Here is a 19005-nt window from a genome sequence, read left to right as displayed (position 1 = left end):
GCGCGCCTGCGCCTAACCGGCGGGAGGGACCATGAGCGCAGCCAAGAGAACCCCAATGAGTGGGCCAGAGATGGTGGCTCTCTCGAAGCGTCACACCATGACCGAATGGTCTGCGCAGGCTGCAGCGAACCCTATTCCAATTGCCCGCGCGAAGGGCTCCTGGTTTTGGACCCCCGAAGAGGAGAAGTTCCTCGACTTCAACAGCCAGTTGATGTGCACCAACATCGGCCACGGCGATGAGCGTGTGCTGAAGGCCATCACAGATCAGGCGGCCACCCTGGCCTACGCGAACCCATTTATGGCAACGGAGCCACGCGCCCGACTCGGCGCGAAGCTCGCCGAGATCTGCCCTGGCGATATCGACGCCTTCTTCTTCACCAACGGCGGCGCCGAAGCGGTCGAGAACGCCTTCCGCATCGCGCGCCTCTACACAGGTCGGCACAAGATCGCCGCACGCTATCGCTCGTATCACGGCGGAACCTCTGGAGCGCTCAGCGCAACGGGAGACCCGCGTCGCTGGTTCGCGGAGCCCGGCATGCCTGGCATCTTCCGCATCCCAGACTTCCACGAATTCGGCGCTGCAGAGCCACGCCCCGCTGCTGATGTACTTGCGGAGACCGAGAAGATCATTCGCTTCGAAGGTCCACAGACCGTCGCCGCGATTATTGTCGAGCCGGTTGTGGGCACCAACGGCATCCTCATTCCGCCCGATGGCTATATGCAGGGCCTGCGTGACATCTGCGACCGCCACGGCATTCTGCTGATTGCCGACGAGGTGATGGCCGGATTCGGCCGAACAGGGAAGTGGTTCGCCATTGACCACTCAGGCGTCGTGCCCGACATGATCACCATGGCGAAGGGTTTGACCAGCGCCTATGTGGCACTCGGTGCACTTGGCATGCGACGACCGATCGCCGATCACTTCGCCGAGAAGGTGTTCGGTGGTGGGTTGACCTACAACAGCCATCCGCTCGCCTGCGCGACCGCCCTCGCCACCATCGAGGTCTACGAGGAGGACGACCTGATCACCCGCGCCGCAACGATGGGGAAGACGCTCCGCGCGCATCACGAGCGGCTGAAGGCGAAGCACCCCTGCGTTGGGCCGATTCGCAATATTGGCCTCTTCGGGATCATCGAGCTTGTGCGCGATCCGAAGACGCAAGAGCCGATCGCGGCGTTCAATACGAGCGCACCAGAAATGTTGGCGCTCGGAGCATTCTTTCGGAAGAACGGTCTCTATACGATCGTGCGATGGAATGGATTCTTCACGAATCCACCGCTCATCATCACGAACGAAGAGCTCAACTTTGCGTTTGATGTGATCGACCGCGGCCTGACAGAGGTTGACAAGGCCCTCGGGCTGGCATGAGCGACGCTCGCGTCGGCGAGGGAGTGCCACCACCGGTGATTACGGTGGTGCAGCGTGGCCAGATCACCGAGGTGGCACATCGCGGTGACGTGGCGGTGCTGGCCGATGGCGGCCGCCTCGCCGCAAGCGTCGGTGAGCCAGATCGATTGATCTCATTGCGGAGCGCGGTGAAACCCTTCACCGCAGTGGCGGTGCTCGCCGCAGCAGACGAGGCCGGCCTCACGCTCGACGACGAGATGATCGCACTCGCCTCGGCGAGCCATGCGGGCGCGGACGAGCACACGGCGGTGGCGCAGCGCATGGTTGACATCTTCGGGCTGAACCCAGCACACCTGGTGCATGGTCGACCACAAAGCTTGCGTGGTGGCAGCGGTGATCTGCTCGCGCACATGTGCTCTGGGCAGCACCTCTCACTCTTGCTGCTGGCGAAGGCACGTGGATTTGATCCGATCGGGTACGACGCCTTCGATCACCCCGTGCAGCGCGAGCTGCGCACCGTGGTTGGTGAGCTGCTGAGCGTTGACCTACACGCAGCTCCGTGGGGGATGGATGGGTGCGCTATCCCCACCTCTGCGATTCCACTTCGCGCGGCGGCTGAGGGGGCGCGGCGCTGGGCCACCCCGCACGACCCACTCGTACCAGAGCGCTACCGCGCGCTTCTAGAGCGCGTTCGCGTCGCCGCCGTCAAGAACCCGCGCCTCATCTCTGGGGCAGGCTCTCTTGATACCGATCTCATTCGTGGCGGCGAGGGTCTCGTTGTGGCGAAGCAAGGGGCTGAGGGGCTCTGCCTCGTTGGCCTGCCGGGCTACGGCATCGCCGTGCGCACCGAGGATGGCGATGCTGCGGCGCGCTCTGGCCGCGTCGCAACGGTCGCCGTACTTGCGGCGATCGGTGCCAGCGTCGCCGCAGCCTCATCGCTCGAGGCGCATCGCATCGTGAACCTTGCCGATCCGCGGGGCGGCGCAGCACTCGCCACGGTATCTCCAGCAGCAGCGCTTTCGCTGCTTAAGGTTTCGTAGGCCATGTCAGCAGCGAAAATGCGCGTAGAAGAGGCGTGGCGAGTACTTGGTCTCCCTGCTCGGCCTTCTGCACTTGCCGTCAAGATTTCCTTCCGCCGATTAGCAAAGTCAACGCATCCTGATGCAATTGGGGGTGGTGAGGCGACGACTTTGCAGTTTGCGCGGATCACCGAGGCGTACGACGTTGCACTCGCTGACGCCATTGCAGCGGGTCGACTTGTTGGACCCGGTCGAGGCCAGCCACCAGCGCGTCCAGCACCGGCGACTCGCCGTGCAGCGCAGCCGCCGCGGCCGAAGTCTGGTGCACAACCAACCGCTAGTGCACGTCCCGGCTCCACGACATATGACGGAGCGACGGAGGAGGAACCGGTCTGGGATGGGGCCGCCTGGGTTGGTGCCGACTCCGGTACGTACTGGACGGTGAATCCGCGCGAGTACGCCGACCCCCGCAAGCATGGCCCCGAGTATCGAGCCCGAGGAAAACGACCTGTTCGGCGAACGCCGCGCGAACGCACGCAAGCGCAACCTGTTGCGCGACCTCAGAGAGCAGGGACACGTGGCGTGGCTCGATCGACCTCTCTCGCCGTTGGCGCCGCCTCGCTCGTTCTCATTGCGGTGCTGGTGAGTGGCTCACTTCGCCTGCTCGCGGCTGCGGCCCTCTTTGCACTTCTTGCGTTTGTGACCTTGAGTCGGCGTCGCAGGTAGGATCAGAACTATGGCAACCACACGTCGAGCAGCTATCACGGCGGCGGCGCAGGAGTATCTGCTCGCCTTCCGCAGCCACAGCGACGACGAGGGGGTCACCCCGTCACTCGTCGCGAAGGATCTCGAGGTCAGCAAGCAGGCGGCCGCTGAGATGTTCCGCCGACTCGCCGATGACCGACTGATCGCGCCGTGCAGCGGGCATGCGCGGCTTTGGAAGCTCACCGCCTCAGGCGAGAGCGCCGCCGATGCCGTCTTCCGCCGGCACGCGCTTTTGGAGTGGCTTTTAACTGGGATCGTCGGCATGCCGTGGGCGGCGGCCGATGTTGAGGCGCGACGACTGCACTCGTCGATCTCGCCCGAATTTGAGACGCGCCTCGAGGAGATGCTTGGCCATCCGCAAACCTGTCCGCATGGGAATCCGATCGACCGGGCAACCGAGGCGCGGCGGCCGAAGGGGGAGCCACTCGCAGCGCTCGAGGCGGGCGAGGCGGCCACGATCTATCGCGTTACCGAGGCGGCCGAGACTGACGCCGCACTGCTCAGCTACCTCGAGGCACGTGGGCTCGTCCCTGGTGCAAAGATCACTGTCCTCTCGCGGAGTGCATCGCTGGATTCACTCACGCTGGATGGACCGATCGGTCGAGCCTCACTTGGCCTCCGTCCCGCTGCGCTCGTGCACGTCATACGCGGTGCCGTTGATGCTGCCCTCTTCCACCAGATTCCGGTCCGACCATGAGTGACGTTGTGCGCGTTCGCATTGCGCCGAGCCCAACAGGGCCGTTCCATATTGGTACGGCACGCACAGCGCTCTTTAACCTGCTCTTCGCACGTCGCCACGGCGGCACCTACGTCGTGCGCGTGGAAGACACCGATACGGCCCGCTCCACCAAGGAGTTTGAGGCTGACATCCTTGCTGGTCTCGCCTGGCTCGGCCTTGCCGCCGACGAGGGGGTGGTCACAGAGGGGGAGCGTGGTGACCGCGGCCCCTATCGGCAATCAGAGCGCAGTGAGCGATACACCGCCGTCGCGAATGAGTTGCGTGCCAAGGGGCTGACCTACCCCTGCTTCTGCACCCCAGGCGATCTCGACGCAGAGCGCAAAGCGCGTGAAGTCGCCAAGCTCCCGCCGCGCTACTCCGGTCGCTGTGCCGCTATTCCCGCCGAGACCTCGGCCGCCCGCATCGCAGCTGGCGAGTCGGCAGCACTGCGCTTCCGTATTAAGCCGGGCGTGGTCGTTATTGAAGATCTTGTCCGCGGGCGAGTGGAGATCGACAGCGATGCACTGGGTGGTGATCTGGTGATCTTGCGCGCAGATGGCACGCCGCTCTACCACTTCACCGTGGTGGTCGACGATGCCGACATGGGGATCACCCACGTTATTCGCGGCGAGGACCACCTCTCCAACACGCCGAAGCACATCCTCCTCTTTGAGGCGCTCGGCGTGCCGCTACCGAAGTTTGCCCACCTGCCGCTGATCCTGAATCCAGACCGAACGAAGATGAGCAAGCGCAAGAGTCAGACCGCCCTCGTCGACTACCGAGCGGAGGGCTTCCTGGTTGAGGCGCTGATCAACTTCCTGGCACTGCTCGGCTGGTCAACGGGGAGCGAAGATGAGGTGCTCTCCATTGACGAGCTGCAGGAGCGGTTCAACCTTGAGCATGTGCAGAAGGCCGGCGCGGTGTTCGACCGCACCCGACTGGAGTGGCTCAACGGCCAATGGATTCGACGGCTGAGCAACGAGGAGTTGCTCGTGCGACTACGCCCCTTCTACGAGAGCGCTGCAGCAAACGGCACGTTGCAGCGAGCGGCCACCGACGCGGAGATCGTTGCGCTGATCCCGTTGATCCGTGATCGCATTCCGCTCCTCTCGTCTGCGGTCGCGCTCACCGACTTCCTCTTCGCCACCGCGCTCGAGCATGATCGTGCCGCGCTGGTACCGAAGCGTTGGGATGCCGCCACCACCCTGCAGGCGCTCGCGGCGGCGCGCCCGCTGATCGCTGAGGCGGTTGGCGAGGGCGAACAGCCACTCCTTGATGCCGAGGATCCGCTCGAGGCGCAGCTCCGGGCGCTCGCCGAGACGTCGGGCTGGAAGTCGGGCGACCTCTTCATGGCACTCCGTGTCGCGGTGACAGGGCGAACGGCAACGCCGCCACTCTTCGACAGCATGCGTCTCCTCGGCCGCGCCCGCGTGCTGGCGCATCTCGACGCCGCCGTCGCACTGGTGAGTGGCACCTAGCGTTTACATGGCGATAACACCCTCCCGTCAGAGTTTCGCCGTGGCTGAACAACCGATCAAGATTCTGCTGGTTGAAGATGAGCGAGCCCTCCGTGAGGCGCTCGCCGATGCGCTGACGGGCGAGGGATTCGTTGTCACCCAGGCCGACACCGGCGCTTCAGGGCTCGCCGCCTTTCGCGCCGCTCCACCAGACCTGATCCTGCTCGACCTGATGCTCCCCGAAATGGGCGGCATTGAGGTCTGCCGATCGATTCGCAGCAGCTCGCGCGTGCCGATCATCATGGTCACGGCAAAAGCGTCTGAGAGCGATCGCATCAGCGGCCTTGACCTTGGCGCCGATGACTATGTGACGAAGCCCTTCTCCTCCCGAGAACTCGTCGCGCGCATTCGGGCAGTGCTCCGCCGCGCTGAGACTGGGGCTAGCCCCGTTGCGGTGGGCTCTCGCCTCCGCATTGCCGAGGCGGAGGTTGACCTCGAGGGTCAGCGGGTACTGCGAGACGGCACCGTGGTGCACCTCAAGCCGAAGGCCTTCCAGCTGCTGGCGTTCCTCATTGAGAACCCGGGTCGTGTGTATACCCGCGAGCAGCTCCTCGACAAGGTGTGGGGCTATGACTATGCCGGCGAAACACGCACGGTCGACGTGCACATGCACGCCCTGCGCCAGGCCATGGAGGCGATCCCAGCCGAGCCGGTGGCCCTCCAGACGGTTCGCGGGATCGGCTACGTTCTCCGCCGCCCAGCCTGATCCACACACCCCTCCTGAACGAGAGCCCCGCGCGCGGGTAGGATTGACCACATGCGCATGAGCGAACTCTTCTTTACGACCCTCCGGGAGGACCCCGCCGACGCGGAGATGCCTTCCCATCGCCTTCTGCTGCGCGCTGGGTATATTCGGCCGCTGGGTGCCGGGATCTACTCGCTGCTCCCACTCGGCATGCGCGTCAACATGCGCGTCACCCAGGTGATCCGTGAAGAGATGAATGCGATCGGCGCCCAGGAGATGTTGATGCCGGTCGTGCATCCCGCTGACCTCTGGCGCGAGACGGGGCGCTACGACCAGATCGGCCCAGAGATGGGCCGCTTCAACGATCGCGGTGGCCGCGATATGGTGCTGGCGATGACGCACGAGGAGGTGGTGACCGACCTGCTGCGCAAGCTGATCAACTCGTGGCGTCAACTCCCACAGCAGATGTACCACTTCCAGACCAAGTGGCGCGACGAACCACGGGCGCGCGGCGGACTCATTCGCGTGCGCGAGTTCACGATGAAGGACGCCTACAGCGCCGACCGTGATGAGGCGGGCCTCGACCGCTCCTACAAGCTCTACTACCACGCCTACACGCGCATCTTCGCGCGCCTCGGACTCGAGGCAATCGCCGTGGCGAGCGACGTTGGCATGATGGGCGGCTCGCTCGCACATGAGTTCATGGCCTTCAGCACGTTTGGCGAAGATAGCCTCGTGCTCTGCGATGGCTGCGGCGCTGCGGCAAACCGCCAGGTCGCCGCCGTGCGGCGCGAAGTCGGGGCGAGTGCGCCACAGGAGCCGCTCAAGGAGATCGCAACGCCAGGTGCCTCAACCATCGATGAACTCGCGGCACAGCTCAAGGTTCCTGCATCAACCTGTGCCAAGGCGGTCTTCTTTGCCGACCGCGACGGCCGGTTGATCGTTGCCATTGTGCGCGGCGACGATGAGGTTGAGGAGACAAAGCTCACCAACGCTATCGGCGCACGAGACCTGCGGCCCGCCCGCGAGGAGGAGATTCGCGCCGCCGGCATGGAGCCAGGGTACGCATCGCCTGTTGGGATCAAGGGTGCAACCGTGGTCGTAGATGAGCTGGTCGCGTCGACCACCAACATGGTCGCTGGGGCGAACAAAGCGGGTTATCACCTTACTGGCGTGAACGTCGGCCGAGACTACACGCCGACCGCCGTCGCCGACATCGCCTCAGCGAAGGTGGGCGATGCCTGCCTCGCCTGTGGCGGCCAGCTACGCATCGAGAACGGCATTGAGGTTGGCAATATCTTCAAGCTCGGCACGCGCTACACCGGCGCTTTGGGTGCGACGTACGCAGACGAGGCGGGGGTCTCGCACCCGATCGTGATGGGCTCCTACGGGATTGGCGTTGGCCGCGCGGTGGCCTGTATCGCCGAGGCGCACCACGACGAGAAGGGCCTCTCCTGGCCGATCTCGATCAGCCCATTCGACGCGCAGGTTGCGATCGTTGGCGCGAATAAGGATCCGAAGGTTACCGAGATCGCACTCGCCCTTGAGGCTGAGGCGGAGGCTGCCGGCATCGAGCTGCTGGTCGATGATCGCGCCGAGACCCCTGGCGTGAAGTTCGCCGACGCCGAACTGATCGGTGCCCCATGGATGATCACCATCTCACCACGCTCGCTTGAGGCTGGCGGCGCAGAGGTCACACGTCGATCGACGGGCGAGCGCAGCGTCCTCCCAATCGGGGCAGTGCTCGACGCAGTTCGTGCCGCACAGGCCAGTGATCGCGCCGCCGTTGAGGCGGAGCTACTCGCGCGCGGCTATCCACCGCGGCATGCGGCGCGCGATCCTCACCCAGCCGCCTGATGCCAGACTTCGTCATCGGGCTCGCAACGGTACTGATCTCTGCAGGGATCACCTATCTGATCGCCCGCCGGTTCTCTGAGCAGGGTGTTGCAACCGAGGCCGACCGCGCAGTGCGTGAGAGCAGCCGGGCAGACGTCGCCTGGGACCGCGCCGATCGCCGCTCTGAGCGCCTGAACGCCCTCCTTCAGGCGACCGATGACGCCATCCTTCGCGTTGGCTCCGATCTCGTAATTCGTGCCGCGAGCCCGGTCACCGGCGAGATCCTCGCCCGTGGCGACGTGCAGTTTCGTGGGATGCCACTCATCGAAGCGACCGTCGACTTCCGGCTGGAGGAGCTCACCATAAAGGCGATCGCAGGCGAGGTCCATCGCGGCGAGATTGATATTCGCGACGGTCGCATCGATCACTCCGATGAGGCACGGCACGTCTCTGTTGTGGCGGCACCTGATGGTGACGGCGGAGCCTGGCTCGTCTTGCGTGACCTCACTGAAGTGCGTCGACTGCGACAGATCCGCACCGAGTTCGTGGACAACCTCTCGCACGAGCTGCGCACACCGCTCTCAACGATTCGCCTCCTCGCGGAGACGATTGGCGGCGCGGCGGCGAAGGGTGATGTCTCTGGTGTGGCAAGCCGCAGTGCCAAAATCGAGGTTGAGGTGCTCCACCTCGTGCAGATGGCCGATGAGATGCTTGACCTCGCCACGCTAGAGGCGGGCGAGATCCCGCTTCGCAAGGCCGAGTTCGACCTCGTCGCCTTGGCCGAGGAGGTCGCGCAGCGGTTCGCTCCGGTTGCGGCGCAGCACGGTGGTGGCATTGATGTGATCGGGGCGGGCCCGCTCCTGATTTCTGGCGACCGCGATCGCCTCCGCCAGGCGGTGGCGAACCTCGTCCATAACGCCGTGAAGTACAGCCGCGAGGGCGGGCGAGTAGAGCTACACATTGACCGACTCGGCGATGGCGGGACACAGATTGCGGTGGTTGATCACGGCATTGGCATTGACCGCGCCCACCTCTCACGCATCTTTGAGCGCTTCTTCACAGTGGAGCGGGTTGACGGTGGCGCAGGGGCCGTCGGTGGTGGTGGAACCGGACTCGGCCTCGCGATCGCCCGACACGCCGTGCTTCGTCACGGTGGCGACATCACCGTTACCTCAACCGCTGGCGTTGGAACGACCTTCACGATGACGCTGCCAGCCGCCGGAGCCGAATCCTGAGCCGTCGCTCGAGCGCGATCGGTCACGCCCGCGAGACACTCCAGCGCCCGATTCTCCTCGCACATCGCGGGGCCCACGATGCAACGCTCCGTGAGAACAGCCTCGCCGCGCTCGTTGCGGGCGCGGCGCAGTGCGATGGCGTGGAATTTGATGTGCGCTTTAGCGCCGACGGGGAAGCGGTGATCGTGCACGATGAGACGCTTGATCGACTCTTTGGGGTGCCACGGCGTATCAGTGAACTCTCAGTTGGCGAGCTAGTGGGCTTAGGTGTGCCGACGCTCGCGGAAGCGCTGGCTGCCATGCCGGCCACCACGCTGATCAACCTAGAGCTAAAAGAGCAGCCCACCGACGCGCTCTTTACGATACTCATTGCCGCGCGCGGAGCAGTTGCGGAGGGGGTCGTCATCTCAAGCTTCTACCCGGGTGTACTCCGTGCCGTCAAAGAGCGCGCGCCCGACTGGTCGCGTTGGCTGAACGCTGAAACCACGGTGGAGGCGGAGCGAGCGACTGAACTTGGCTGCGTCGGCCTCTCTGTGTCAATTGATCTATTGGACGATGCGAGCATCAGCCGCTGGCGAGCAGCGGGGCTCGAGGTTGCGGCCTGGACCCTTCGAGGCGTGCAGGGTGTCAGATGGGCGAGTGATCTGCGTCTTACTGCCCTCTGTGTTGAGGGTGAAGGGGCTACTGCCGCTCGCGCGGCGACGCGTTAGCGCTCGCTCTTCGGAGCGCGTAGGTGCGCGGGTGGAACAAGCGCAACTAGGCGGCCGCTCCCTGGTGTGTATGGGGCGGGGATGTCGATGCGGATCATCGACCCTTTCTCAACGGGAATTGTTGCGATGCCGGTCAGCTCGGCGATCAGGTTTCCAAGGTGCGGCTGGTGCCCAACGAGGAGTAGGGCGTCGTTACTGCGCCGAGAGAGGAGCTTGGCGACGTAGGCTGCTGTTGGGCCACTGGCAAGCTGCTCGTCAATGGTGGCGGTGGTCTCTAGCGCTGCGGCGATAACGGCGCAGGTTTCGGTGCAGCGGCGAGCTGGGGAGGTTCGGAGCGATCCGACGTTGGTGCCAGCGGCAACGAGTGCCGCCGCAAGTCGGGCGGCCTGCTTGACCCCCTTAGAGCTGAGTGGTCGCTCTGCATCTGGGCCAATCCACTCGGCTGGATCACCAGCGTCGGCATGGCGGACGATGTATAGGCGCTTCAACTCGTTGGTTGACGTTGAGCTGTCTGAACTCAAGGATTGAGGTCCTCGACCTCTCCAGAGGCAAGGTAGACGATGTCTTCGGCGATGTTGGTGGTGCGGTCCCCGATGCGCTCGAGGTAGTGCGCTGCGAAGAGGAGGCGAGTCCCGCGGGCCACGTTGGACTTATCCGCCTCCATCAGGCGGATGCACTCATCAAACGATTGGCGGTAGAGGGCGTCAATCTGGTCGTCGCTCACCGCCACCTCACGGGCCCGTACTGGGTCGGCGTCAACGAGCGCCATCAGGATGCCGTGCAGCTGCGTTGCCGCTAGCTCGCCGATCTCAGGCAGGTGGAGGTAGCGCTGCAGCGCTGGCTCTGGGGCGAGCTGCGCGGCAATCTTCGCGACGGAGGCGGCATGATCGCCAATTCGCTCGAGCTCGTACGCCACGTGGTTCATCATCAGGAGGTTGCGCAGGTCGCGGGCCACCGGGCTCTGTGTTGCGATGGTGGTCGTGATGGCGGTGATGACCTCGTGCTGCATGTCGTTGATTTTCCGGTCGCCAATTATCACGGCGAGTGCCCTGTCGGCGTCGTGGGTGACGAGCGACTCGAGAGCCTCGCGGATTGCGGACTCCGCCATGCTCCCCATGCGGATCACGGTCTCTTTTATTGAGCGAATCTCACGATCAAGCGGCTCACGGGCACCCTGTGGCGCAGCCGTGGCTGCACCATTATCGGTGCGTGCAAGGATCTCCTCGATCTCGTTCTCAACTCGGCCGTGGTCGTCTCCTGTTGCCATTTTCCCTCCTCGCTCTCTGCTGAATTGTTCCACATCCTACCGCCCTAGCCCCTCCAAGAGGGAATCGCGGTTCACGGTTAGGATGCGTGGATGTTGCCTGCTCGTCGTTCACGCAGTGTTCACGCGGAGAGGCCGCGTTCAGGCGGCGCCCCTCGCCCCCCCAAGGCTGCCCGTGGCCGGGTGGGGAGCTCTCAGGCAGGGATCCCGCGGGTCTGTGCCGTGGTCGATATTGGCTCCAATTCAACCCACCTGTACGTGGCGGTTTCGGACGGGGTGCGCCAAGAGGTGATCGCCGATGAGTCGATGCCGATTGAGCTCGGTCGGCTGGTGGAACAGGATCGAATGATCGGGCGCAAGGCCACGACGGCGATCAGTGAGGCGCTTGCCGCCTTTCGCACGCGGGCCAGCATCCTGGGTGCCGACGAGTTGTTTGTCGTTGCCACCGAACCGTTTCGCCGCGCCCGTGATCGGGAGAGTGTGCTTCGCGCCCTGCGCTTACCAAAGCTCAGCGCGCCGATTGTGCTGACTCATGAGGAGGAGGGGCTCCTCACCGTTCTTGGCCTTCACCATGGACACGACCACTCTCTGCCACAGCTTGTCGTAGATATTGGTGGTGGCTCGACCGAAGCCGTTGAACTCCACCCTGGCGAACTTCCGCGCGCGATCGGTATCTCGGTTGGCTCTGCGCGCCTCATGGCGCGCGTCTCGTACCAGGACCCACCACGTCCGCGAGAGTGGCAGGAGCTCCGTCGACACGCCCAGATTGCGCTGGCCGACCTTACCGTTGCCGATGTCCACCGTCTCATCTTGGTGGGCGGAACTGCAACGCGCCTGCTCAAACTTGTTCCGGCAACCCTCATTAGTCGCACTATTCACCGCGATGATCTCGCAGCGATGGGGGAGCGGCTCGTGGCGCTGACTGCGAAGGAGGTTGCGGAGCGCTTCGCAATTTCGCAGCGCCGCGCGCGACTCCTTCCAGCTGGTATTGCGATTGTAGAGGCGCTCCTGCAGCGAACCACCGCGCGCGAGGTCACCGTTGACCGCGGCGGTATTCGCGAAGGCTTGGTCGTCGCCGTGGCACGAGCGAGTGATGCATGGCGCGAGGCCCTCCCAACCCTCGTCATGGAGACTCGGGCAGGCTCTTCGCGCTAGAGCGAGATTGAGAGCAGCCGAGCTGCACGGTCAACCTTAGATTCGCCGCCGAGCGTAACGCCGGGTTCCGTCGTGAACCACGCGCTGAGTTCGCCGGCTGCACGATCACGAGCCTCGAGCGAAACGGTGGCGAGGAACTCAATCTCGAGTTCCGTCCAGCGGCACTCTCCTTCGGGTATCGGCGCACCCGCGCGTACCTCGTCCACGCTGAGCAGCGCAATCTCTCCGTCGCTATTCGAGAGCGCCGCCGGTTGGCGCTCCTGGCGCAGTGTGAGATACGGCTGCAGGCGATCGAGCACTTGGGCGACGTCAACTCCAGCCTCCGTGAGCTTCGCGACAATCTCAGGGGGGAGCTCTTCGTTCCGTTCTGGTGCGCGCTCAATCTCTGTCCGTTCACTCAGCGGCCCTGAGGTGCCATTGGATCGCTCGGACTTGAGCGTGTACCGCAGCGTGTCACTATCAGATCGGCGCCGTCGCAGCCGCCAGCCGGCGGCGAGAATTTGGCCGCGATAGTCCAGGTACTCATCAAGGAGGTGGAGCCTGGGCTGAGCTTCGGCCGCTCGGTAGCCGTTGGGGAGTGCGGGGATGCGCGCGTGATCGAGAAGAAATTTTAACTCGCGCTCCATGGCGAGATTATGCCTGAGATGCGGCGATTGCCACCTGTCGCAAGGTTGCGAACGATGAGTTGCCCGTCTCTGTGAGGCGCTCCCAGGCCCCGTCTGGCTGTAGCTCCCAGGCGTTTGAGGTATCGGCGAGTAGCGCGGCGAGGATCTCTTCCGTCTTGCGGCGCACTTCACCCTCTTCTAGCGGGAAGAGCACCTCAACGCGCCGGTCGAGGTTGCGCTCCATGAGGTCGGCACTTCCGGCGAAGAGCTCAACCCCATCTGGCCCCGCAAAGCGATAGATGCGGCTGTGCTCGAGGTAGTCACCGATGACCGAACGGATTCGAAGGCGAGCCCCATGGCGCGCCGAATCTGGCAGAAGCCCGCACATGCCACGCACGATGAGGTCCATCGAGACACCCGCCTTGGCGGCGTGGTTGAGGGCCGCAATCATCTCTGGATCAATCAGCGCGTTCACCTTGATGGTGATGGAGGTCTCAGCGCCACCTCGTGCCTGCTCGGCAAGCCGCTCAATGCGCCCCCTGATCTCACTGCGCAGGTGATCTGGCGCTACGAGGATGCGCTGGTAGGCCGAGGTGCGCGCAGCACCAGTCAGGAAGTTGAAGAGGACCCCCACATCGGTGCCGATCACATCGTTCGTGGTGAAGAGGCCGATGTCGGTGTAGCCGCGTGCCGTCTTCGGGTTGTAGTTGCCCGTGGAGAGGTGCACATAGCGGTGAATGGAGGAGCCCTCTCGCCGCGCGATCAGCGTCGCCTTGCAGTGCGTCTTGAGGCCCATCACGCCGTAGACCACATGCGCCCCCGCCTCTTCGAGTCGTCGCGCCCACTCGATGTTCGCCGCCTCGTCGAAGCGGGCCTTCAGCTCAACCAGCACCACCACCTCCTTGCCAGCCTGGGCGGCACGAATCAGGTGTGCAGGGATGCTTGAGGTCGCTCCGGTGCGATAGAGCGTGGAGCGGATTGAGAGAACATCGGGATCATCGGCAGCCTGGGCAAAGAACTGGTCGACGCTCGCCTCAAAACTCTCGTATGGGTGGTGCACCAGCAGGTCACCCTCAGCGATCACCTTGAAGATGTCGCCGTTTGGTGACGCGCTAGACTTACTCGCAGCGATGCGCGCCGGCGTGACCGGTTGCCAACGCGGAGCACGCAGATCAGGGCGAGGGAGGCTTGCCACTTGCAGTGCGACGGAGAGGTCAAGCGTCCCCTCCACAACCTGCACCTCGCTCTGGCCGATCTCAAGTCCCACCAAGAGCATCTCAAGTAGCGCGCTCGGCATCTCGGTCCCAATCTCTAGGCGCACCACGCTGCCGAATCGGCGCTGGCGGAGCCCCTCTTCGATTGCTTCCAGAAGGTCGTCCGCTTCGTCTTCAGCGGTGTCGAGGTCGGCGTCGCGCGTGACCCGAAACAGGTGTGCGTCGAGGATCTCTGTGCCGGGGAAGAGGAGGTCAAGGTGGGCCAAGATCAGCTCTTCCATCAAGATCCAGTCGCCGTTACCAAATTGCACCATGCGCCCAAGGATTGTTGGCACCTTTACGCGCGCAAGTGAGATCTCCTGGTCGTCATGTGCACGGAGCCGTATCGCGAGCGAGAGGCTGAGCGAGCTAATCAGCGGAAACGGGTGGCGGGGGTGAACTGCGAGTGGGGTGAGGACGGGGAAGATCTCTCGCGTGAATCGCTCCGTCAGGATGGACTGCTCGGCGGCATCGAGGTCGGTCCACCTTCGAAGCGGCAACCCAGCGCTGTGCAACTCTTCGACGAGGGCGCCCCAGCTCTCTTGCGCCGATTCGGTAAGGAGGTCGGTCGCCTCGCGAATCAGTGCAAGTTGTACGTCGGGGGTTCGGCCGTCAGGCCCAGGGGTGCGTACGCCGGCGACCTGCTGATCTTGAATGCCGGCAACGCGCACGCCGTAGAACTCATCGATGTTCGATGCGACGATGCCAAGGAAGCGGAAGCGATCAAGAAGCGGACGCTTGCTGTTTGACGCCTCAGTCAAAACGCGCGCATTGAAGGCGAGGAGCGAGAGCTCGCGACTGACGCCAAGCGTCATCGTGGTGCACTCATGCAGGTGGCACATGAGCAGCGTTGTCGCAGCAGCGACCAGGTGTAGTAGCCGGTGCGATGGCCATCGCCCCAGAAGAGGCAGAGCGCATAACTGCCAACCATTTCGCCACCTTCGAGCTTCGTCTGGCTCGGGCTGAGGGTCGGATTAGCGTCGAGCCAGCCAGGGAGGCCAGCCTCACCGCGACAATAGGCACAGGGGCAGAGCCATCGCAGTGGAATCGACTCATAGGTGCTCACGTGCCCATCGCGCCAATCTAGTTCAAGGCGCTGTTGCTCACGGAGGATGCGAATGGCGACGGGGGCTCCCTGTGCTGGTTCCTGCATGCGGTGATTCTAGGCTTCGCAGGTAAACGCCAGATGAGCGGCTACGATGATGCACATTAGTGGCGGTATTGATGCCAGAAAAGCGCACCAGCACACGTCAGGCGCCTCGCACGAACCGAGCGTGGCTGGCCGTCGTTGCCCGCCTGGTCGCCTCGGCGACGCTGCTCCTCGTACTCCTAGTGGCGCCAAGCCCTTGGACGCTCCCAACCGACACGAGTGCGCCCGTACTCCTGCGCGCCATCATCGTCTCCCAGCCGCTCCCAGGCGAGGGTGGATCCTCCGGCAGCGCGACCGTCGAGTTGCTTGAGGGCCCACGGCTTGGAGAGCGCCTCACCGCCTTAGTCGATCAGGCGAGCGACATTGCAGGGTCAATTCCGTACAACCAGGGCGATGAGGTCCTCCTCACGCAGATCACCGACGTCGGTGGGGCAGAGGTCTTCGCCGTTGCGGATCGCTCCAGAGGGACTGCGCTGCTCATCGCTCTTGCAATCTTTGGCATCGCGGTCGTAGCGATTGCAGGAGCGGTCGGTGCACGTGCACTCCTAGCGCTCACCGTTACCGGCGTCGTACTCCTGCGATTCGGGATTCCCGCGCTCCTCTCCGGAGCCTCACCCCTGGTCGTCGCCGGGGCGATCTCCCTGGTCGTCGGAGTGTCATCTGTCGTGATTACGGAAGGGCTCAATCGTCGCTCAACTGCAACGATCTTGGGGATTGGAGGTAGCCTGATCGCCGTCGCACTTATCTCGGTTGTTCTTGATCGCCTCCTCGCCTTCACACCGTTTGCCGGCGATCCAGACCTTGTGAGCCTCATTCCGATTCTTGGTGGCAACGTCGACCTTCGCGGCATTGGACTTGCCGCGGCAATGATCGGCACGCTCGGCATCGTCGATGATGTCGCCGCCACACAGGTTGCCGCCGTTGAGCAGATTCGCCAGGCAGATGTGCGGGCTGGCACGCTCGATGTCGGCAGTCGGGCGCTGGCCATTGGGCGCTCCCATGTTGGGGCGGTGATTAATACCTTGCCGCTCGCCTATTTCGCCGCATCACTCCCACTTGTGGTCGCCGCCCTGATCGCCCCCGGTGGTATCGTAAGCCGACTCAGCACGGAAACCGTTGCCGTGGAAGTGGTTCGCGCCCTCGCTGGCACCGCCGGTGTCCTCTTGGCAATGCCGCTCGCCACCGCGAGCGCACTCTTGATTGGCGTAGGCGAGGAGTAGTTAGCTCGTCCCCAGTCGGTAGCCAACCCCACGGACTGACTCAGGGAGTGGTCCGCAAGCCTCCTCAAGCTTGCTGCGTAGCCGTGCGACGTGTGGCTTCAGCAGGAGCGGGTCCGGGGTGGCCTTGTTGGGCCAGGCGGCGACGAGGAGTCGCCGCTGCGGCACGACGCGACCCTTGACGGAGGCGAGGGCCTCCAAGATGTTGAACTCTGTCTTGGTGAGGGCGAGGAGCTTTGATCCGACGTGGACCTCATGCCGACTGATGTCGATGCGCAGACCTGCAGCACCAACAATCGTGCGGTCGCGAGCAGAACCGTCGGCCGGCTCACCACCGCGTCGCAGGGCGGCGCGTACGCGGGCAAGAAGCTCCTGGCGGCCGAACGGCTTGGTGACGTAATCGTCGGCGCCAGCGTCCAGGGCATCGACCTTCGCGGTCTCATCAGCTTCGCCAGTCAGCACGATGATTGGCGTGGCGCTGCGGGTGCGAATCTCGTGAATGACGTTTAGCCCGTCGCGGCCGGGCATGGCGAGGTCGAGAAGCACCAGTGCCGGCTTCGTGGCGTCAAACTTCTCGACCGCCTCGACGCCGTTATAGGCGGCGTGCACCAGGTAGTCGCCGGCGGTTAGCAGGGCCGAGATCGCACCAACGAGCGCCGGGTCGTCATCGACCACCAAGATCGATAGGGGCGTGGGTGGCGTCGCTTTGCTCATGTGGCAAGTATGCCGTGAGATGCGGAGGCGAGTGGCAACGTGAGAAGGAATCGGCTCCCACCGAATCCGTTCGGCTCGATCTTGATCTCGCCCCCCATCGCCCCCATCAGGCGGCGTGCCGCGTACAGGCCGATCCCGGAGCCGCTCATGGAGGGGCGTTGCGTTCGGCGAACGAAGGCCTCAAAGACCTCCTCCCAGTCTTCGCGCGGGATTCCCACCCCATCGTCGGTGAGATAGAGCTCGGCACGACCGTCGCGAGCCGAGCATCCAATCGAGACCGGTTCGCCCACGGGGGCGTACTTCGCCTCGTTCTCTAGGAGGTGTCCGAGCACCTGGCGAAAGCGACTCTCATCGGCGAGCACGATGATCGCCGACTCTGGCTCCTCCCAACGAAGGGAGTGATTGCGCAGGAGTGGCGCCATCTCCCGAATTACCGCACCGGTGATCTCACCGAGGTTCATCGGCGCGCATTGAAGTGGAAGGCTTGAGCCCGGTCGGGCGGCGGTGAGGATGGAATCAATCTGCAGGTTAAGGCGACCAACCTGCTGCATTGCCGCCTCACGCCAGGCGGCGAGGTCGGCCGGCTTCGCGGGAGATGCGCCAGATGCTGCATCGGAGAGCAGCTCAACGTACGCGCTCAGTACAGCCAGTGGTGTGCGCAGTTCGTGGGTGACGAGTGAGAGGAGTTCGGCGCGTGCGGTGTCAATGAGAGCGATCTCATCGTCGCGACGCGACACCTACGACCTCGAGGCGTCGCGCTCCGCGAGCCAGCGCTCCGCGTCAAGTGCGGCGCGACAGCCATCGCCTGCGGCGGTGACCGCCTGACGGTAGCGGTGGTCATGCACGTCACCGGCAATGAAGACACCGTCAATCTGGGAGGCAGACGTCTCGCTCTCAAGCTGCAGGTAGCCCGCCGCGTCAACGGGGAGTGCGCCGCCGAGCATTGCCGTATTCGGCTTGTAGCCGATCGCAACGAAGAGCCCGCCAGCGGCGAGTCGCTCTGGGGCGCTGGTAGCGCCAGGAGTGGTGTCGCGCAACATGACGGCCTCTGTGCTCTTCTCTCCGAGCACCTCAATCACTTCGCGGTTCATGTGCAGCTCGATGTTCGCGTGTGCTTCGACGCGCGAGATCATGATCTTGCTGGCGCGGAAGGTTTCGCGACGATGCACGACGTGCACCTTGGTTGCGAAGCGCGTGAGGAAGAGCGCCTCTTCAAGAGCGGTGTCGCCTCCGCCAACCACAACGACCTCCTGCCCCTTGAAGAAGAATCCGTCGCAGGTTGCGCAGGCGCTTACGCCACGCCCGCGAAGGCGGGTCTCAGACTCAAGTCCGAGCCAGAGCGCCGATGCACCAGTCGCGACGATGATCGCTTCAGCGCGGAATTCGCGACCAGCGCTCCACACCCGGTGAGGCTGAGCACTCAGGTCAACCCGGTCAACATCTTGGTCGACCATGACCGAACCGAAGCGCTCCGCCTGCGCGCGCATCTTTGCCATCAGCTCCGGGCCGTCGATCCCATCAGGGAATCCTGGGAAGTTTTCGACTTCGCTGGTCAACATCAGCTGGCCGCCAGGGGCGTAGCCACCGATCACGACAGGGGCCAGGGCGGCGCGAGCGGCATAGATCGCCGCCGTCAGGCCAGCAGGCCCAGAGCCGAGAATCAACAGCCTCGTCTCCGTTGGGGCGGCGGCTGCGGCCTTTGTGGCGACGGCAGGCTCGGCTGCTGGCGCAGCTCCACCGAAGTCAATCGTCAGCCCGAATCCCTTGGGGGTCTCTGCGCTTGTCATGGGGCGATTCTACGCCCCTTGCAGAAA

19 protein-coding genes are annotated in these 19005 nt (G+C 64.2%); 11 read left to right on the top strand and 8 right to left on the bottom strand.

The annotated features are described in order from the left end of the window. Nucleotides 1-31 precede the first annotated feature (31 nt). The 9 genes from AC3LB0_RS04565 to AC3LB0_RS04525 are packed head-to-tail and all read left to right on the top strand — an operon-like array spanning nt 32 to nt 9833. Entirely contained in the window at nt 32-1369 is a 1338-nt protein-coding gene (locus AC3LB0_RS04565; RefSeq protein ID WP_488649983.1) for an aminotransferase class III-fold pyridoxal phosphate-dependent enzyme, read from the top strand. Then, nucleotides 1366-2388, top strand: a complete 1023-nt coding sequence (locus tag AC3LB0_RS04560) for an asparaginase (protein WP_488649982.1) — start codon at nt 1366-1368, stop codon at nt 2386-2388. The genes AC3LB0_RS04565 and AC3LB0_RS04560 overlap by 4 nt, the downstream gene beginning before the upstream one ends. A 3-nt stretch (nt 2389-2391) precedes the next feature. Next, nucleotides 2392-3093: a J domain-containing protein gene (locus tag AC3LB0_RS04555; RefSeq protein ID WP_488649981.1), complete on the top strand. Its 702-nt coding sequence runs from the start codon at nt 2392-2394 to the stop codon at nt 3091-3093. A 10-nt stretch (nt 3094-3103) separates the two neighbouring features. After that, complete coding sequence (locus tag AC3LB0_RS04550; protein WP_488649980.1) at nt 3104-3829, top strand: metal-dependent transcriptional regulator; 726 nt, start codon at nt 3104-3106, stop codon at nt 3827-3829. Beyond that, nucleotides 3826-5328, top strand: a complete 1503-nt coding sequence (gene gltX, locus AC3LB0_RS04545) for a glutamate--tRNA ligase (protein ID WP_488649979.1) — start codon at nt 3826-3828, stop codon at nt 5326-5328. Before AC3LB0_RS04550 ends, gltX begins: the two co-directional genes overlap by 4 nt. A 40-nt stretch (nt 5329-5368) precedes the next feature. Beyond that, entirely contained in the window at nt 5369-6073 is a 705-nt protein-coding gene (locus AC3LB0_RS04540; protein ID WP_488649978.1) for a response regulator, read from the top strand. Between the two features lie 57 nt (nt 6074-6130). Further along, nucleotides 6131-7909, top strand: a complete 1779-nt coding sequence (locus AC3LB0_RS04535) for a proline--tRNA ligase (RefSeq protein WP_488649977.1) — start codon at nt 6131-6133, stop codon at nt 7907-7909. Further along, nucleotides 7909-9123, top strand: coding sequence for a sensor histidine kinase (locus tag AC3LB0_RS04530; RefSeq protein WP_488649976.1), 1215 nt, complete (start codon nt 7909-7911; stop codon nt 9121-9123). The genes AC3LB0_RS04535 and AC3LB0_RS04530 overlap by 1 nt, the downstream gene beginning before the upstream one ends. Next, nucleotides 9117-9833 carry a glycerophosphodiester phosphodiesterase gene (locus AC3LB0_RS04525; RefSeq protein WP_488650040.1) on the top strand — a complete coding sequence of 239 codons (717 nt, stop codon included), beginning with the start codon at nt 9117-9119 and terminating at the stop codon, nt 9831-9833. The genes AC3LB0_RS04530 and AC3LB0_RS04525 overlap by 7 nt, the downstream gene beginning before the upstream one ends. Here AC3LB0_RS04525 and AC3LB0_RS04520 read toward each other — a convergent pair. Next, nucleotides 9830-10354, bottom strand: coding sequence for a SixA phosphatase family protein (locus AC3LB0_RS04520; protein ID WP_488649975.1), 525 nt, complete (start codon nt 10352-10354; stop codon nt 9830-9832). The two genes, AC3LB0_RS04525 and AC3LB0_RS04520, sit on opposite strands and share 4 nt — an antisense overlap. Further along, nucleotides 10351-11100 (bottom strand): phosphate signaling complex protein PhoU, encoded by a 750-nt coding sequence (phoU, locus tag AC3LB0_RS04515; protein WP_488649974.1) that lies wholly within the window; start codon nt 11098-11100, stop codon nt 10351-10353. Before phoU ends, AC3LB0_RS04520 begins: the two co-directional genes overlap by 4 nt. 180 nt (nt 11101-11280) lie before the next feature. Between phoU and AC3LB0_RS04510 the strand changes: the two genes are divergently transcribed. Further along, nucleotides 11281-12252, top strand: coding sequence for a Ppx/GppA phosphatase family protein (locus AC3LB0_RS04510; protein ID WP_488649973.1), 972 nt, complete (start codon nt 11281-11283; stop codon nt 12250-12252). On the opposite strand, the gene AC3LB0_RS04505 is transcribed toward AC3LB0_RS04510, so the two are convergent. The 3 genes from AC3LB0_RS04505 to AC3LB0_RS04495 are packed head-to-tail and all read right to left on the bottom strand — an operon-like array spanning nt 12249 to nt 15263. Next, nucleotides 12249-12878, bottom strand: coding sequence for a CYTH domain-containing protein (locus AC3LB0_RS04505; RefSeq protein ID WP_488649972.1), 630 nt, complete (start codon nt 12876-12878; stop codon nt 12249-12251). The two genes, AC3LB0_RS04510 and AC3LB0_RS04505, sit on opposite strands and share 4 nt — an antisense overlap. A gap of 7 nt (nt 12879-12885) precedes the next feature. After that, nucleotides 12886-14925: a polyphosphate kinase 1 gene (gene ppk1 / locus AC3LB0_RS04500; RefSeq protein WP_488649971.1), complete on the bottom strand. Its 2040-nt coding sequence runs from the start codon at nt 14923-14925 to the stop codon at nt 12886-12888. Beyond that, nucleotides 14922-15263 carry a gamma-butyrobetaine hydroxylase-like domain-containing protein gene (locus AC3LB0_RS04495; protein WP_488649970.1) on the bottom strand — a complete coding sequence of 114 codons (342 nt, stop codon included), beginning with the start codon at nt 15261-15263 and terminating at the stop codon, nt 14922-14924. Before AC3LB0_RS04495 ends, ppk1 begins: the two co-directional genes overlap by 4 nt. Nucleotides 15264-15334: 71 nt before the next feature. On the opposite strand from AC3LB0_RS04495, the gene AC3LB0_RS04490 reads away from it, so the two are divergent. Beyond that, entirely contained in the window at nt 15335-16480 is a 1146-nt protein-coding gene (locus AC3LB0_RS04490) for a YibE/F family protein (protein WP_488649969.1), read from the top strand. Here AC3LB0_RS04490 and AC3LB0_RS04485 read toward each other — a convergent pair whose 3' ends face one another. From AC3LB0_RS04485 to trxB, 3 genes are read right to left on the bottom strand one after another with little or no spacing between them, the layout of a single operon-like run. Next, nucleotides 16481-17191, bottom strand: coding sequence for a response regulator (locus tag AC3LB0_RS04485; RefSeq protein WP_488649968.1), 711 nt, complete (start codon nt 17189-17191; stop codon nt 16481-16483). Beyond that, a complete protein-coding gene (locus AC3LB0_RS04480; protein WP_488649967.1) occupies nt 17188-17928 on the bottom strand; it encodes a sensor histidine kinase in 741 nt (246 codons plus the stop codon). The genes AC3LB0_RS04485 and AC3LB0_RS04480 overlap by 4 nt, the downstream gene beginning before the upstream one ends. Next, nucleotides 17929-18978, bottom strand: a complete 1050-nt coding sequence (trxB, locus tag AC3LB0_RS04475; protein ID WP_488649966.1) for a thioredoxin-disulfide reductase — start codon at nt 18976-18978, stop codon at nt 17929-17931. Nucleotides 18979-19005: the final 27 nt, after the last annotated feature.

Origin of the sequence: Candidatus Limnocylindrus sp. (genome assembly GCF_040397235.1) — a bacterium.
Classification (GTDB): Bacteria; Chloroflexota; Limnocylindria; order Limnocylindrales; family Limnocylindraceae; genus Limnocylindrus.
The sequence above is the reverse complement of the archived record's forward strand: the minus strand, read 5'-3'. Positions and strand labels throughout refer to the sequence as shown.

What these genes read in the sequence shown, in the direction of transcription:
- AC3LB0_RS04490 (WP_488649969.1), top strand. Translation starts at nt 15,335, where the DNA reads ATGCCAGAAAAGCGCACCAGCACACGTCAGGCGCCTCGCACGAACCGA.
- ppk1 (WP_488649971.1), bottom strand. Translation starts at nt 14,925, where the DNA reads ATGACGCTTGGCGTCAGTCGCGAGCTCTCGCTCCTCGCCTTCAATGCG.
- AC3LB0_RS04505 (WP_488649972.1), bottom strand. Translation starts at nt 12,878, where the DNA reads ATGGAGCGCGAGTTAAAATTTCTTCTCGATCACGCGCGCATCCCCGCA.
- phoU (WP_488649974.1), bottom strand. Translation starts at nt 11,100, where the DNA reads ATGGCAACAGGAGACGACCACGGCCGAGTTGAGAACGAGATCGAGGAG.
- AC3LB0_RS04560 (WP_488649982.1), top strand. Translation starts at nt 1,366, where the DNA reads ATGAGCGACGCTCGCGTCGGCGAGGGAGTGCCACCACCGGTGATTACG.
- AC3LB0_RS04535 (WP_488649977.1), top strand. Translation starts at nt 6,131, where the DNA reads ATGAGCGAACTCTTCTTTACGACCCTCCGGGAGGACCCCGCCGACGCG.
- AC3LB0_RS04550 (WP_488649980.1), top strand. Translation starts at nt 3,104, where the DNA reads ATGGCAACCACACGTCGAGCAGCTATCACGGCGGCGGCGCAGGAGTAT.
- AC3LB0_RS04530 (WP_488649976.1), top strand. Translation starts at nt 7,909, where the DNA reads ATGCCAGACTTCGTCATCGGGCTCGCAACGGTACTGATCTCTGCAGGG.
- gltX (WP_488649979.1), top strand. Translation starts at nt 3,826, where the DNA reads ATGAGTGACGTTGTGCGCGTTCGCATTGCGCCGAGCCCAACAGGGCCG.
- AC3LB0_RS04485 (WP_488649968.1), bottom strand. Translation starts at nt 17,191, where the DNA reads ATGAGCAAAGCGACGCCACCCACGCCCCTATCGATCTTGGTGGTCGAT.
- trxB (WP_488649966.1), bottom strand. Translation starts at nt 18,978, where the DNA reads ATGACAAGCGCAGAGACCCCCAAGGGATTCGGGCTGACGATTGACTTC.
- AC3LB0_RS04555 (WP_488649981.1), top strand. Translation starts at nt 2,392, where the DNA reads ATGTCAGCAGCGAAAATGCGCGTAGAAGAGGCGTGGCGAGTACTTGGT.
- AC3LB0_RS04565 (WP_488649983.1), top strand. Translation starts at nt 32, where the DNA reads ATGAGCGCAGCCAAGAGAACCCCAATGAGTGGGCCAGAGATGGTGGCT.
- AC3LB0_RS04495 (WP_488649970.1), bottom strand. Translation starts at nt 15,263, where the DNA reads ATGCAGGAACCAGCACAGGGAGCCCCCGTCGCCATTCGCATCCTCCGT.